9 protein-coding genes are annotated in these 13556 nt (G+C 72.7%); 4 read left to right on the forward strand and 5 right to left on the reverse strand.

The features are described from left to right. Nucleotides 1-70: 70 nt before the first annotated feature. Nucleotides 71-1405, reverse strand: coding sequence for an MFS transporter (locus DJ476_RS14385; protein ID WP_112490699.1), 1335 nt, complete (start codon nt 1403-1405; stop codon nt 71-73). A 138-nt stretch (nt 1406-1543) separates the two neighbouring features. Then, nucleotides 1544-1984 (reverse strand): MarR family winged helix-turn-helix transcriptional regulator, encoded by a 441-nt coding sequence (locus DJ476_RS14390; protein ID WP_019765779.1) that lies wholly within the window; start codon nt 1982-1984, stop codon nt 1544-1546. Between the two features lie 134 nt (nt 1985-2118). Between DJ476_RS14390 and DJ476_RS14395 the strand changes: the two genes are divergently transcribed. Continuing rightward, on the forward strand, nt 2119-2328 hold the full coding sequence (locus DJ476_RS14395) for a hypothetical protein (protein ID WP_103419020.1): 210 nt from the start codon (nt 2119-2121) through the stop codon (nt 2326-2328). 20 nt (nt 2329-2348) lie between these two features. Here the strand turns inward: DJ476_RS14395 and DJ476_RS14400 are convergent, their stop codons facing one another. Beyond that, nucleotides 2349-3803 (reverse strand): NCS2 family permease, encoded by a 1455-nt coding sequence (locus DJ476_RS14400; RefSeq protein ID WP_103419019.1) that lies wholly within the window; start codon nt 3801-3803, stop codon nt 2349-2351. Nucleotides 3804-4027: 224 nt separating this feature from the next. On the opposite strand from DJ476_RS14400, the gene DJ476_RS14405 reads away from it, so the two are divergent. Both DJ476_RS14405 and DJ476_RS14410 read left to right on the forward strand, forming a co-directional pair. Then, nucleotides 4028-4324, forward strand: a complete 297-nt coding sequence (locus DJ476_RS14405) for a DUF2530 domain-containing protein (protein ID WP_103419018.1) — start codon at nt 4028-4030, stop codon at nt 4322-4324. A 164-nt stretch (nt 4325-4488) separates the two neighbouring features. Continuing rightward, nucleotides 4489-6966: an HAD-IC family P-type ATPase gene (locus tag DJ476_RS14410; protein WP_112490700.1), complete on the forward strand. Its 2478-nt coding sequence runs from the start codon at nt 4489-4491 to the stop codon at nt 6964-6966. A 70-nt stretch (nt 6967-7036) separates the two neighbouring features. Here DJ476_RS14410 and DJ476_RS14415 read toward each other — a convergent pair whose 3' ends face one another. Beyond that, the gene (locus DJ476_RS14415; RefSeq protein ID WP_112490701.1) at nt 7037-10252 is read right to left on the reverse strand and encodes a sacsin N-terminal ATP-binding-like domain-containing protein; all 3216 of its coding nucleotides are present in this window, start codon (nt 10250-10252) and stop codon (nt 7037-7039) included. 425 nt (nt 10253-10677) lie between these two features. After that, complete coding sequence (locus DJ476_RS14420) at nt 10678-11613, reverse strand: DUF3027 domain-containing protein (protein ID WP_181006564.1); 936 nt, start codon at nt 11611-11613, stop codon at nt 10678-10680. A gap of 464 nt (nt 11614-12077) precedes the next feature. Between DJ476_RS14420 and DJ476_RS14430 the strand changes: the two genes are divergently transcribed. Continuing rightward, the gene (locus tag DJ476_RS14430) at nt 12078-13541 is read left to right on the forward strand and encodes an MFS transporter (RefSeq protein WP_103419014.1); all 1464 of its coding nucleotides are present in this window, start codon (nt 12078-12080) and stop codon (nt 13539-13541) included. Nucleotides 13542-13556 lie beyond the last annotated feature (15 nt).

Raw genomic sequence — 13556 nt, forward strand, 5'->3', positions numbered from 1 at the left:
TTCCGCGTGGGCCCCGTGAGCTCCATGAGCGTGGGCCCCGTGAGCCACATGGACGCACGGGGTGCGTACGTCACGCCGCCGTCGCCAGCCGCTCGCGCGGTACGAAGCGGACGTGCGGGCGGCCCGGGCGGAGGTCGACCTTCAGGCGGAGGCCGCCGACGCGGGCGAGGGCGAAGCCGACGGCCAGGGCGGCGATCACCGAGATCACGCCGCCGGACGCGAAGCCGACGCGGGCGCCGTACGTGTCGCTGATCCAGCCGACGATCGGGGCGCCCACCGGCGTACCCCCGGCGAAGACCATCATGTAGAGGCTCATCACCCGGCCCCGCATCTCGGGGTCGGCCGCCATCTGCACGCTCGTGTTCGCCGTGATGTTCGTCGTCAGGCCGAGCATTCCGATCGGGACCAGGAGGAGAGAGAACAGCCAGACGTACGGGGAGAGCGAGGCCGCGATCTCCAGCAGGCCGAACGCCGTGCCCGCCGCCACCAGCATCCGCAGCCGGGTGGAGCGGCGCCGGGCCGAGAGCAGGGCTCCGGCCAGCGAACCGGCGGCCATCAGGATGTTGAAGAAGGAGTACATCCCCGCGCCGCCGTCGAAGACCCCGTCGGCGAAGGCGGTCAGCCAGATCGGGAAGTTGAACCCGAACGTGCCGACGAAGCCGACCAGGACGATCGGCCAGATCAGCTCCGGGCGGCCCCGGACGTAACGCAGTCCCTCGCGCAGCTGGCCCTTGGCGCGGGGCACCCGCACCGAGGCGTGGAGTTCGCTCGTCCGCATCATCAGCAGGCCGATGAGCGGGGCCAGGAAGGAGAGGCCGTTGAGCAGGAACGCCCAGCCGCTGCCGACCGTCGTGATCAGGACACCCGCGACGGCGGGGCCGATGAGCCGGGCGGACTGGAAGTTCGCCGAGTTCAGGCTGACCGCGTTGCGGAGCTGGGCGGGGCCGACCATCTCGGAGACGAACGACTGGCGGGCCGGGTTGTCGACGACCGTCACCATGCCGAGCAGGAACGCGATCAGATAGACGTGCCAGACCTCCACGACCCCGGTCAGGGTCAGGACGGCCAGCGCGATACCGCACAGGCCGAGCATGGCCTGGCTGACGAGCAGGATCTGCCGCTTCGGGAGGCGGTCGGCGATGACACCGCCGTACAGGCCGAAGAGCAGCAGCGGAAGGAACTGGAGGGCCGTGGTGATGCCCACGGCCGTGGCGGAGCCCGTCAGGCTCAGGACGAGCCAGTCCTGCGTGATGCGGGACATCCAGGTACCGGTGTTGGAGATCACGGCGCCCGTCGCGAACAGGCGGTAGTTACGGATCTTCAGCGACGAGAAGGTCCCGCCGGTCTTGCTCTCGTGGGTGGAAGTCGGTGCGGGGGCGGAGTCTGCTCCGGGTCCCGTACTCAAAAGGGTTCATCTCCTCGTACGTCTGCGGCGTGCTGTCCGACGAGGACGTGACGACGGGCGCTCCGGCGGTGATCGGGTCCGGTCGGGCCGTACAGCGTGTGTACGGCCCGACCGGTCACCGCCGGTGCGCCCGCGGGGTCACAGGTGGGCGAGCTTCTCCAGCACGGGCGCGGCGGCCCGCAGCTTCTCCCACTCGTCCTCGTCCAGGCCCTCGGCGAGCTGGGCCAGCCAGGCATTCCGCTTGGTGCGGCTCTCCGCGAGCATGGCCTCGGCCTGCTCGGTCTGGCTGACCCTCTTCTGCCGACGGTCATCGGGGTGCGGTTCCAGCCTGACGAGTCCCTTCGCCTCCAGCAGCGCGACGATGCGGGTCATCGACGGGGGCTGCACGTGCTCCTTGCGGGCCAGCTCGCCAGGGGTGGCCGAGCCGCAGCGGGCAAGGGTGCCGAGCACCGACATCTCGGTGGGGCTCAGCGATTCGTCGACGCGCTGGTGCTTCAGGCGCCGGCCCAGCAGCATCACGGCCGAGCGGAGGGAGCTCACGGCGGCGGCACTCTCGCCGTCGTGGATCAGGTCAGGCATGTTCGTTAGCGTAACTCATTACCCTATCTAAATACCACCCGATAAGGCGCCAGCGGAGTTCCGATCACCCGAACGGGTGAGTTGGAAGCGGAAAGTGACGCGCGGAGCGCCCCGGGGCGGCGACCCTGCTGGACATGGGATCGACAGTACTCAGCCTGCGGATAGACGGTGAGCTGCTCGACCGGCTCCGGCAGCATGCGGCAAAACGCGGAATGAGCGTCCAGGACTATGTGGTCCGGACGCTCATTCGCGACGACTTCGACGAACGCTTCAAGGCGGCCGTCGACGAGACGGAGAAGTTCTACGGGGACGCCCGAGGGAGCGTGACGCCACCGATCACGTGAGACCGGTCACGTGAAGCCGGTTACGTGAGACCGAGCGCCGGCATCGCGTAGTAGAAGACGAAGACCGCCGACACCACGTACATCGCGATCGGGACCTCACGGCCCCGGCCCGCCGCCAGCCGCAGCACGGAGAAGGCGATGAAGCCGATGCCGATGCCGTTGGTGATCGAGTACGTGAACGGCATCATCACCATCGCCAGGAACGCCGGGACCGCGAGCGTGTAGTCGCTCCAGTCGATGTCCCGTACCGACCCCGCGATGATCAGGAAGCCGACCGCCAGCAGGGCGGGGGTGGCCGCCTGCGACGGGACCATGGTCGCCAGCGGTGTGAGGAACAGCGCCACCGAGAAGAGCAGACCGGTCACCACGCTCGCCAGTCCGGTGCGGGCGCCCTCTCCGACGCCCGCCGTGGACTCCACGAAGCACGTGGTGGCGGAGGCGGAGGTCGCACCGCCCGAGGCGACCGCGATGCCGTCCACGAACAGCACCTTGTTGATGCCGGGGAAGTTGCCGTCCCGGTCCATCAGCTCGGCCTCGTCACCGACGCCCAGGATGGTGCCCATCGCGTCGAAGAAGCAGGACAGCAGCACGGTGAAGACGAACAGGATGCCGGTCAGATAGCCGACCTTGGCGAAGCCGCCGAAGAGGCTGACCTCACCGAGCAGCCCGAAGTCCGGCGCGGAGACCGGGTTCCCCGGCCACGACGGCGTCGTCAGCCCCCAGGCACCCTCGGGCAGCCCGGCCACCGCGTCGATGACCAGGGCGACCACCGTCATGGCGATGATCGAGATGAGGATCGCGCCGGGCACCTTGCGCACGATCAGCGCGAGCGTGAGCAGCGCGCCGAGGACGAAGACCAGGATCGGCCAGCCGTTGAGGTGGCCGGTGGCGCCGAGCTGGAGCGGGACGGTGGTGTGGGCCTCGTTCGGAATGCGCGAGACGAAGCCGGAGTCGACCAGGCCGATGAGCAGGATGAAGAGGCCGATGCCGATCGCGATGCCCTTGCGGAGCGAGCGCGGTACGGCGTTCATCACGCGCTCGCGCAGCCCGGTCGCGACCAGCAGCATGACCACGATGCCCGCGAGGACCACCATGCCCATCGCGTCCGGCCAGCTCATCCGGGGGGCGAGCTGGAGGGCGACCACGGTGTTGACGCCGAGCCCGGCGGCGAGCGCGATCGGCACGTTGCCGATGACGCCCATCAGGAGCGTGGAGAAGGCGGCGGAGAGCACGGTGGCGGTGACCAGCTGACCGTTGTCGAGCTGGTGGCCGTACATGTCCTTCGCGCTGCCCAGGATGATCGGGTTGAGCACGATGATGTACGCCATCGCGAAGAACGTGGCGAACCCGCCGCGCAGCTCGCGCGCGACGCTCGACCCCCGCTCGGAGATCTTGAAGAACCGGTCCAGGCTGCCCGCGGGCTGCGGAGCCGAGGGCTGCGGGGCGTCGACCGGAGCGGTGGCCGAGGGGGGCATGGGTGACCTCAGTCGTACGTAGGGGTGGAGGGCGTGGCAGCAGCGGCACGAAGGGCGGAAGGCGATCAACATTGGATGTTCAGACGAACAAATCGAGCCAGCCCAAAGCAGATTCAGTATGAACACATAAGGCGAAGATCGCTATCTCCGCGCGTAGACCCTTGGGGGCCTTGAGGACGAACAGCCCCCCGGCCTGCCGTACGGGGTCCCCATACACTGAACTCATGGAGAAGTGGACACCGAAGCACGAGGCGCCCGAGCCCCTGGAGGGCCCCGTCGTCTCCACCATCGTCGGCGGCACGGTCCTCTGGTTCGTCCTCTTCCTCGCCCAGCTCCCCTTCTACGGCTGGTTCGCCGACCGGGGGCACACCTGGTGGGTGTGGACCCCGCTGGCCGGTGCCGGGCTCGGGCTGATCGGCATCTGGTACGTACGGGGGCGCGACGCCGCCCTCAAACGGCACGCGGCGGCCCAGGCAGAGGCGGAGGCCCGGACCTCCGGGGCGGACCGGCACACGGCCTGAGCCGGCCGCCCGGACCGGCCGTCGGCACGACGACCTGGCCTCCCCTTCCCGTACGGGAAGCTCCTCCTCCCCGTACGACCACGGGACCGACTTGGTCCTCCCCTGGTCGGATCTTTCGACCCCCCGGCGGGAGATTCCCCGCGCACGCCCGTACCGTCTAATCCATGACGCAGCGGGCACTCGATTCCCCCGGGGAGCAGACCCCCGGATCCCCCCGGCCGGCCATGATCGACGCGGGGGCGGAACTCGACCCCGTCCATCCGGTCGACCTTCCGCCATCCGGCCATCGCGCCACCGGCCTCACCACGGCCGAGGTCGCCGAGCGGGTGGCGCGGGGTGAGGTGAACGACGTACCCGTACGGTCGTCGCGCTCCCTCACCGAGATCGTCCGCGCCAACGTCTTCACCCGGTTCAACCTGATCATCGGCGTGCTCTGGGTGATCATGCTCTTCGTGGCGCCGATCCAGGACAGCCTCTTCGGCTTCGTGATCGTCGCCAACACCGGCATCGGCATCATCCAGGAGTGGCGGGCCAAGCGGACCCTGGACAGCCTCGCGGTGATCGGTGAGGCGAAGCCGACCGTGCGGCGCGACGGGGTGGCCGCCGAGGTCTCCACCCACGAGATCGTCCTCGGGGACGTGATCGAGCTGGGGCCCGGCGACAAGGTGGTCGTGGACGGCACGGTCGCGGAGGCCGACAGCCTGGAGGTCGACGAGTCGCTGCTGACGGGTGAGGCCGACCCGGTGCTCAAGCGGCCCGGCGACCCGGTGATGTCCGGCAGCTTCGTCGTCGCGGGCGGCGGGGCGTTCACCGCGACCAAGGTCGGACGCGAGGCGTACGCGGCCCAGCTCGCGGAGGAGGCGTCGCGCTTCACGCTCGTCCACTCCGAGCTGCGCAGCGGCATCAGCACGATCCTGAAGTACGTCACCTGGATGATGGTCCCGACGGCGATCGGGCTGATCATCAGCCAGCTCGTGGTGAAGGACAACAACTTCAAGGACTCCGTCGCCCGGACCGTCGGCGGCATCGTCCCGATGATCCCCGAGGGGCTGGTGCTCCTCACCTCCGTCGCCTTCGCCATCGGCGTCGTACGGCTGGGCCGCAAGCAGTGCCTGGTGCAGGAGCTGCCCGCCATCGAGGGGCTCGCCCGGGTCGACGTGGTCTGCCTGGACAAGACCGGGACCCTCACCGAGGGCGGCATGGACATCACGGAGGTCCGGCCGCTGAACGGGAGCGACGAGGCCTACGTCCACCAGGTGCTGCGCTCCCTCGGCTCCTCGGACCCGCGCCCCAACGCCAGCCTCCAGGCCATCATCGACGCCTACCCGGCGGGCGGGGACGGGAAGGCCGCCTGGACGGTCACCGAGGCGATGCCGTTCTCCTCCGCCCGCAAGTACAGCGGCGCGGCCTTCACCGAGACCGACGGCACCTCCTCCGCCTGGCTGCTCGGCGCCCCCGACGTCCTGCTCCCCGAGGGCGACCCCACCCTCGACGAGATCGAGCACCTCAACGAGCAGGGGCTGCGCGTGCTGCTCCTGGCCCGGGTGCCGAGCGGCGAGCTGGACGCCCCGGAGGCGGCGGAGGGCGACGTGCCCACCGCCCTGGTCGTCCTGGAGCAGCGGCTGCGGCCGGACGCGGCGGAGACCCTGAAGTACTTCGCCCAGCAGAACGTGGCCACCAAGGTCATCTCCGGCGACAATGCCGTCTCGGTCGGCGCGGTCGCCGGGAAGCTGGGCCTCGCGGGCGCCGAGAACACCCTCGACGCCCGCCGGATGCCGACCGACCCGGACGAGATGGCCACGGCCATGGAGCAGAACGCGGTCTTCGGCCGGGTCACCCCGCAGCAGAAGCGGGACATGGTCGCCGCCCTCCAGTCGCGCGGCCACACGGTCGCGATGACCGGCGACGGCGTCAACGACGTCCTGGCGCTCAAGGACGCCGACATCGGCGTCTCGATGGGCTCCGGCTCCGAGGCCACGCGCGCGGTCGCCCAGATCGTGCTGCTGAACAACAGCTTCGCCACGCTGCCGTCGGTGGTGGCCGAGGGCCGCCGGGTGATCGGCAACATCACCCGCGTCGCGACCCTCTTCCTCACCAAGACGGTCTACTCGGTGCTGCTGGCGATCCTGGTGGTCTGCTCGCAGGTGGAGTACCCGTTCCTGCCGCGCCACCTCACGCTGCTGGCCACGCTGACCATCGGCGTCCCCGCGTTCTTCCTGGCCCTCGCGCCGAACAAGGAACGCGCCCAGCCCCACTTCGTCCGCCGCGTCATGCGGTACGCGATCCCCTCGGGCGTCATCGCGGCGGCGGCCACCTTCACCACGTACCTGATCGCCCGCCACCACTACTCGGGCCCCGGCGCGCTGGAGGCCGAGACGAGCGCGGCGACGCTGACGCTCTTCCTGGTCGCGATGTGGGTCCTGGCGATCATCGCCCGCCCCTACACCTGGTGGCGCATCGGCCTGGTGGCGGCGATGGGGCTCGGCTTCCTGATCGTGCTCGTGGTGCCGTGGCTCCAGGACTTCTTCGCCCTGAAGCTGGTCGGCACGACCCTGCCGTGGACGGCGGTCGGCATCGCGGTGGCGGCGGCCGCGCTGCTGGAGCTGAGCTGGCGCTGGGTGGGCCGGCGCTTCGGGGCCTGAGAGCCGGAGAGCACGGGAAAGCCCCCGGGAGGTCGTCGACCTCCCGGGGGCTTTTCGTATATGAGCCCACTCAGTCGAACCAGCGGTCCCGGGCCAGCTCCTCCGTGCGGGACGGGTCCTCCAGGAGGGCCGCGACCTCGAAGCGGCGCGGCCACTGGCCGGCCGCCCAGGCCAGACCGGCCGCGACGCCCTCCAGGGTGGCGGCGTGGACGATGCCGTCCGGGGTGCGGCGCCAGTCCAGTTCGACGCCGCCCGCGTGGAGTTCGGTGTGCTCGATGTACGTGTCCGGGGTGGCGGGGCCGAGCAGGACGCGGACCGAGTCCGGTACCCGGTGCTCCTCGCCCTCGCTGGTGACGTCCGCCTCGATCGTCTCGCCGAGCCGCCGCACCTGGAGGAGGTCGGCCAACTCGGCGGCGCGCGACGGCGATACGGGGAGCAGCGGCAGGCCCTCCGTCAGCGGCAGCACGTCCGGGGCGTCCGCGATGACCGCGTCCGCCGCGTCGACCACCGTCACCTCGCCGTCCACCACCGCCCGCAGCTCGTCCGGCAACGTGACCTGGTCCGGGTCGAGTTCGGCGAGAGCCGTGTAGAGGGCGTGCAGCTGTACGGGGGTGACGGGGCGGTCCTCGTCGGCGAGGCGGGCCAACAGCTCGGCGGCGCCGCCCGGTTCGTCCAGGAGGGCGGCGACCGAGGTGCGCACTCCGAGGGCCCGCAGCACCTGGGCGTCGTCGAAGCCGGTGGCGTCCACCGCGTCGTACAGCCCGGCCAGGCGCGGGTCACCGCCCGCCGCGCGCAGCCCGGCGGGGCGGCGGCCGTCCAGGACCGGGTGGTCGCGCAGCCACCAGGCGGTGTACGGGCGCACGGACTGGGTCGTGCCGTCCGGGAGCAGCACCCGCACCGGCTGGGTCAGCGCGTCGCGCAGGGGCGGCTGCGCCAGCAGGGCGAGCGCCTGCGGCCAGGCGTCGTCGTCGACCAGGTCCAGATCCCGTACGGCGACGATCTCGGTGGCGACCGGCGGTACGGGGGTCTCGGGCAGCTGGTCGAGCAGGTCCTCGCACCAGACGTCGACGGCGTCCAGCAGCCCGGCGTCGTCGGGTTCGGCGAAGTCGCTGTCGCAAGGCTCCAGTTCGTCCGGGTCGAGGACGACGTCGGTGGCCCGGACGAGGGCGAAGGTCGCCAGGACCCCGCAGGCGGTGAGCGGGCCCTCGCCCCAGCGGTCGGCCAACTCCTGGTCCGCGAGAGCCAGTTCGCCCTCGCGCATGATCTGCGCGAACGGGCTTCCCGGATAGACCAGTTCACCGGCCGGGGCCGGTTCGCCGTCCTCGTCGGGGAGGGCGAGCGCACCGAGCCAGGGCTCGTCACCGGGGGCCAGTTCCGCGTCGCGTACGAGGGTGAGGACGGTCTCCGCCAGTTCGTCGGCGTCGAGGGCGTCCTCGTCCCAGACCTCACCGGCGTCGAGCGATCCGGCTACCGCAGAGCGCACTTGAGGGGTCGTCAGCACGGCGCGGGGAGTGGCGGGCAGGGCGCCGAGCTTCTCCAGGAGAGGGTGGGCGGCGTCCGGGTGGGCGACCTTGAGGCCGAGCCGGGCCAGGCGGGCGAGTACGGGGCCGGTGAGGGAGTCCGGGAGGGGCAGCAGGATCTGGCGGGGGCCGATGGTGGTGCGCGGCGGGCGGCCCGCCCGCTCGTCCTCCGGGTCGCCCGCGAGCGGGACGGGGAGGCCGGAGAGGCGGTCGGGGTCGATGCCCGCGAGGCTGTCGTAGAGCCGGTGCCACCAGGCGGGGTCGCGCTCCAGTCCGGCGAGGCGGTCGATGGCCTCGGTGAGCGGCACCCGGGCGACCCCGAGGGTGCGGAGTTCGGGGCGGCGCTCCAGCCCGGCGGGGAGCAGACAGGGCAGCACCTCCGCGAGGACCCGTACGGTCTCGGCCCCCACGCCCTCGACGACCTCGGCCTCCACGGGGCGCAGGGCGGCCGGGGTGGCGTTCTCCATACGGTCCCGGTCCCAGGCGTCGTCCCAGCCGGCCTCCGGCTCCGCCTCGGGGCCCCGGGGCGCTGCGGGCTCCAGGAACGCGACCCTCGGCAGCCGGGCCAGGATCGCCCCGCGCAGGGCCCCGTCCAGGCCGCCCTTGCCGAGCGGGCCCGGCACCAGGTCGATGGTCCCGGTCGACACCGGCCGCCAGCCGCCCAGCAGCTCCGCGTACGCGTCCGCCGCCCGCTCCACCAGGAAGTCCGTGAGCGGCCCGGGGGCGGGGTGCCTGCGGGCGGTGTCCAGGGGCAGGGAGGCGATGAGCAGGGCGGGGATGCCGAGGGGCTCGTCGGTGGGGGTGGGGGCGTGGACGACCGGGGCCGTACGGGGGGCGCGCGGGGCGCCGGACTCGTCGACCGGGACCGCCCAGGTGACCGACCAGTGCGGACGCAGCCGCTCCTCGACCGGGCGGTCCGCGAGGAGGGCGGGCTCGATGGGCCCGTGGTGGAAGACGGTGCGCCAGCGGTTCAGGCCGTGCGCGGAGTCGTCGATGTGCGTGTACGGGCCGTGGGCCGTACGGGTCAGGGTCCGTACGCCCTCCGGGGTCTCGACGACCACTTCGTCCAGGCCGGGCAGCGTGAGCAGCAGCGCGTCGTCCACGGCGGCCAGCAGCCGGGCGGCCAGGTCCTCGGCGGCGGCGTCGCGCAGGGGCAGCACGACGACGGTGTCGTACCCCTCGGGTGCGGAGCCCTCGGCGGGCAGCGGGAGGCGCAGCAGCGGTACGTGGCCGTCGCGGCGGCGCAGCTCGTCCCCGAGCCCCGGGGAGCCGACGGCGGCCTGGCGGGCCAGCTCGCGGGCCTCGGCCAGGGACCAGCGGACACCGCCGTGGCGGCCGAGGACGGCCGGTTCGTCGGTGACCGCGAGGACGGCGGCGAACCCGACGCCGAACCGGCCCACGGACGCCTCGTGGCCCTCGCGCTTGGCGGAGGCCCGCAGGGTGGACAGGGACTCGACGCCGGTGGCGTCCAGGGGGGCGCCGGTGTTGGCGGCGACGAGCACGCAGCGGCCGTCCGGGGCGCCGGGGGCGGCCGGGTGCAGGGTGAGGCGGAGCCTGCCGGGGACGCGGGCGCGGGCGGCGGCGTCGGCGGCGTTCTGGGCCAGCTCGACGACGAGGCGGTCGCGGTAGCCGCCGAGGGCGAGGTCCTCCTCGGCGTTGGCGTCCTCCCGGAAGCGGGCGGGGCCTGCGCCCCAGGCGTCGAGCACGCCGCGCCGCAGCCGTGCCGTCCCGAACGGATCGGCCCCCTCGGTCGCCTTGATGCTCACGCTGTCGACTCCGTCCGCCGTGGTGTCGGGTGGCTGTGGTGCCCTGCCGCCCAGTGTGCGCCCGAAGGTACCGTGCGCGTGCCGGGTGCCTTGCGCGGGGCCCGGGCCCCGTCTCAGCCCGTCCGGCGATTGAGGACGGAACCGTCGATGTGGTGTCGGGCCACCTCTGCGGGGTGCTGGGCCCCAGGGCCCTGCGCTGTGCCCGCCCACCCGGGCAAGGGTTCCGTCCTCAAACGCCGGACGGGCTGGGATGGGTGACCGCCCCACAGGCTGGAATGGGTGACCGCCCCGCCGGAGCTGAAGTGGGTCGCCGCCCCACGAGCCGAAACCGAAATAGGTCATCACCGCCCCACGAGCTGGCTGGGGTCACCGCCCCACGAAATATCCAGCCCGTCCGGCGATTGAGGACAGAAGGGGCCGCCTCCTCAGGAGTGGCCCAGGTCCTCCGACGCGCCGTCGGCCTCGGACGGGACCGAGCCCTCGCCCCGCTCGGGGCGCAACGCGTACTCGTCCACCCGCATCGTGTCCAGCGCATGGTCCGCCGGCCGCACAGGCTTCGGCATCACCGCCGCCTCCGAGTGCCCCCCGCACCCGTACGCCAGCGACACCACATGCCCGTCCGCCGGGCCGAACTCGTTCGCGCAGACGCCGAAGGCCTGCTTCAGGGACCCCGCCATCGGAATCAGGAACGCGCAGCTCACACACCTCGCCGGGGCCGCCTGGGCCATCGGGGTGTTCGGGCCGAACGCCTCGTCCCAGCGGTCGGCCGCCTCGTGCAGCCCGTACCGCGAGAGCACCCGCGCCCGCCGCGTGCCCAGCTCCTCGGCCACCGAGGCGATGGAGCCCCGGCTGATCGCCACCGGCCGGTCCGTCAGCTCGGCGTCCTCCGCGTCGGCCAGCTCCGCCAGCTCGTCGGAGACGACCGAGTTCGGCGGCGGCTCGTCCTCGCCGCTCCAGCCCGGCTCCAGGCGCAGGTCCTCGGCCTCGGTGGGCAGCAGGTCGCCCGGGCCCATGTCGCCGGGGCGCAGCCGCTCGCTCCACGGCACCCACTCCGGCGCCAGGAGCGCGTCGGCCCCCGGCAGCAGCACCGTTTCGTCCAGGGTGACGTTCTTCGCGCGGGAGGCCCGCGCCACGGTCACCGCCCAGCGCCAGCCCCGGTAGCCGGGCTCGTTGGACTCGAAGTAGTGCGTGACGACGCGGTCCCCCTCGGAGACCACACCGACATGTTCACCGACCACACCGGGCGCGGCGGCTTCCTCCGCCGCCGCACGGGCGAGGTCGACCGCCTCGGCGCACAGGCGGTCGGGAACGGGGGTACGGGCGGTACGGGCCGTACGGCTTCGCGTCGTCGCAGCACTCACAGGTCTTCGCTTCTCTCCATACGCCAGTCTCACGAGCGCGCCAGCTGCTGCACGATTGCCGTTTTCGGCCAGACAGCTGCGGGCGGAGCGGACCTGGGGGCCGCGTCGACGTCCACACCCGTTGTGCCTGCCTCGGGCGCGCCTTCTGCCACCCATTCTGCGGGATCGCGGAGAGGCGCGCGGCCAAGAACAACCGCCGGTGGCGCGTTACGCACGCTACCCTCTCCGCCGCTCCGCGCCCACCTGCCCGCCCCAAACGTGCCGTATCCGTCTCTCCCACATCCCGTCCCCGGCGCCCCGCGAGCGGCCTCCCGGCACACCCGGCCCACCTGCGGGATCCGGCCGAACCCGGCCCGGGGGACTTGCGCGCGCCGCCGACCGGCCCGCTGGTCCGACAGGGCGTCACGCGCGAGTCCGCAGCCGATCACCGTTCATACCGGCCAGGGTTGGGGCACTATGACGGGGTGACTGCCGCCAGGTCGCACGACGGTCCCGGCCCGCTCCGCAGGGCGGGACGGGCGACCGGGCGTGCCCTGCGCGCCCCGTTCACCGGCACCGCGCGCGGCATCCGCAGGGCGACACACGCCCACGGTGCCGGGGAGTCCGGGCTCGGCCGGCTCATCGAGCTGCACGCGGTGAACGGTGCGGGTGACGTCATGATCACCGTCGCCCTCGCCTCCACCGTCTTCTTCTCCGTGCCGACGGACGAGGCGCGCGGGCGCGTCGCCCTCTACCTCGCCATCACCATGGCCCCCTTCACCCTGCTCGCCCCGGTGATCGGCCCCCTCCTGGACCGGCTGCCGCACGGCCGCCGGGCCGCGATGGCGGGCGCGATGCTGGCCCGCGCACTGCTGGCGATCACCATGTCGGGCGCGGTCGCCACCGGCGGCCTGGAGCTGTATCCGGCGGCGCTGGGGGTGCTGGTCTCCTCGAAGGCGTACGGGGTGGTGCGCAGCGCGGTCGTGCCACGGCTGCTGCCACCCAAGTTCTCCCTGGTCAAAGCCAACTCACGGGTCACCCTGGCGGGGCTGCTCGCCACGGGGGTGGCGGCCCCGATCGGGGCCGGCCTCCAGACCATCGGCTCTGCGTGGCCGCTCTACGGCGCCTGCGCGATCTTCATCGTGGGCACCTTCCTCGCCTTCACGATGCCGCCCAAGGTCGACTCCGCCAAGGGCGAGCGCCGGGCCCGGCTGATCGACCCGGAGGACCACCCGCACCTCCCCCACCTCCCGCACCGCGAGGAGCCCGTACGGAGCACCGCCCCCCGGAAGCCGCAGCGCGGGAAGGTCAACGGCAGGACGAACGGGCAGAAGCCGCCCAGGGAGCGTCCGCCCGGTCTGCGGTCCGTCGGCGGGTCCGTCCTCCACGGCCTCCAGGCCAACGCCTCCCACCGGGCCCTCTCCGGCTTCCTGATCTTCTTCCTGGCGTTCCTGCTGCGCGAGCACCCGATGGCGGGCCAGAGCGCGGCGGTCTCGCTCGCCATCGTCGGCGTGGCGGCGGGGGTCGGGAACGCCTGCGGTACGGCGGTGGGCGCGTGGCTCCGGGCGCGCGGGCCCGAGGTGATCATCGCGACCGTGCTGGGGCTCGCCCTGGGCACGGCGGTCCTCGCGGCGGTCTTCTTCTCCACGGCGGCGGTCGCCGCGCTGGGCGCGGTCGCCGGGTTCACCCAGGCCCTCTCCAAGCTGTCGCTGGACGCGATGATCCAGCGGGACGTGCCCGAGGAGGTCCGCACCTCGGCCTTCGCCCGCTCCGAGACGCTGCTCCAGATGGCGTGGGTGGTCGGCGGCGGCATCGGTATCGCGCTGCCCCTCAACGCGGTGGTCGGCATGTCGGTCGCGGCGGGCATCCTCGCCCTCGGCGCCGCCGCGTCCGTACGGGGTCTCCTGGGGGCCGCACGACGCGGCTCGCCGCACCCCCGCGTGGCGTGAGCGGAGGCGACCGAT

The organism is Streptomyces bacillaris (assembly GCF_003268675.1).
GTDB classification, from domain to species: domain Bacteria; phylum Actinomycetota; class Actinomycetes; order Streptomycetales; family Streptomycetaceae; genus Streptomyces; species Streptomyces bacillaris.

Bases quoted from the DNA above. Each gene is read 5' to 3' on its own strand.
- DJ476_RS14410 (WP_112490700.1), top strand. From the start codon at position 4,489: ATGACGCAGCGGGCACTCGATTCCCCCGGGGAGCAGACCCCCGGATCC.
- DJ476_RS14390 (WP_019765779.1), bottom strand. From the start codon at position 1,984: ATGCCTGACCTGATCCACGACGGCGAGAGTGCCGCCGCCGTGAGCTCC.
- DJ476_RS14400 (WP_103419019.1), bottom strand. From the start codon at position 3,803: ATGCCCCCCTCGGCCACCGCTCCGGTCGACGCCCCGCAGCCCTCGGCT.
- DJ476_RS14395 (WP_103419020.1), top strand. From the start codon at position 2,119: ATGGGATCGACAGTACTCAGCCTGCGGATAGACGGTGAGCTGCTCGAC.
- DJ476_RS14405 (WP_103419018.1), top strand. From the start codon at position 4,028: ATGGAGAAGTGGACACCGAAGCACGAGGCGCCCGAGCCCCTGGAGGGC.